Raw genomic sequence first — 1,236 nt, forward strand, 5'->3', positions numbered from 1 at the left:
CTCCACCGTCGCCTGCGCCGCCTCCTGCGCACGTGTGGCCCGAGCCCGCTGCGCCACCAGCACCGACCGCGTCGACTCCGCCGCCGGCGTCACCTGAGCCACCGGCGTGGCCTCCCGCCGCTGCAGCACCGGCGTGGCCCGCCGCGTCACCGACCCCCGCTGAGGCCGCACCCCCGGCGTCTGCAGACGCACCGCAGGCGTCTCGTGCCGCAGACGCACCGCAGGCATCCCAGCAGCCCGCTCCGACCGAGTCGGAACCCACGACGGCAGGGTTCCCGTATCTCGAGGTCCGAGGTTCGGCGGAGGCCGATCCCCGCGTGTCCGAGTCCGTCGGGGCACCGTTCCGTGAGGCGAGCGTCGATCGTCGCCCGCCGTTCCCGGCTTTCGCTTCGGCCACCGGCGACGACGACTCCGGCCGCGAGCCGGCTGAGCCCGTCGACGACCTGCTCGCGCAGCTCGGCGGCGCGCCCCGCAACCGCGACCGCGACGCCGACCACGCACCGCGCGGGAGCACTCCCGGCCCGAGTTCACCGGGCGGCCCGCCCGCTGGCGGCCCGCCGACCGGTCCTCTCCCCGGCTTCGGAGCGCTCGGCCTCGACTTCGACGACGAGCACGACGAGCACGACGATGATGTCGACGAGCACGAAGCGTCGGGCCGTGGCCACGGGGGAGTCGGCCGCTTGTTCGGCCGTGGCCGCCAGGCCGATCCAGACGAACTCGACGACGCCGACGACGCCGAGGAGTCGGCGATCGCACGTGAGGTCGCCGCGACCGGCTACTTCTGGAACCTCACTCCCGACCCCAACGCCGAGGATCCCAAGGCGAATCCCGAGTCGGCGGGCGTCGCGCCCGCAGCGTTCATCGGGCCGCACGTGTTCGCCCAGCCGCAGCCGCAGCCGCAGCCCGTACCGGAGCCCTGGCCCGAACTGACGCCCGAGCCGGTACTCGAAGACAAGCCGGAATGGGCGTTCGGCGCTCTTCCGGCCGACACCTCGACGGATTGGCCCCCGGATGCCCCGACGACGGCCTTCCCGATCGGCGACGCGGACGTCGCGGCGACCACGGGGTTCCCGACCACCGCGTTCCCGGCCGCACCGCGCGATGCCGCAGCCGACGACGACGACCCGCTCGCTGCGCTCTTCGGTGGCACCGGTGCGGCGGCCGACGGCGCACCCGGCGCGTTCCCTGCCACGGCCGGCGCGTTCCCAGCCGCCGAATCGCGCCTCGCGGCATCCG

At 75.1% G+C, this 1,236-nt stretch carries 1 pseudogene; it reads left to right on the forward strand.

From position 1 onward, the window contains the following. Nucleotides 1-317: 317 nt before the first annotated feature. A pseudogene (locus tag ESP51_RS20405) lies at nucleotides 318-1,236 on the forward strand (hypothetical protein); the annotation flags it as partial.

The sequence above is a fragment of the Agromyces albus genome, assembly GCF_004134825.1.
Taxonomy (GTDB): domain Bacteria; phylum Actinomycetota; class Actinomycetes; order Actinomycetales; family Microbacteriaceae; genus Agromyces; species Agromyces albus.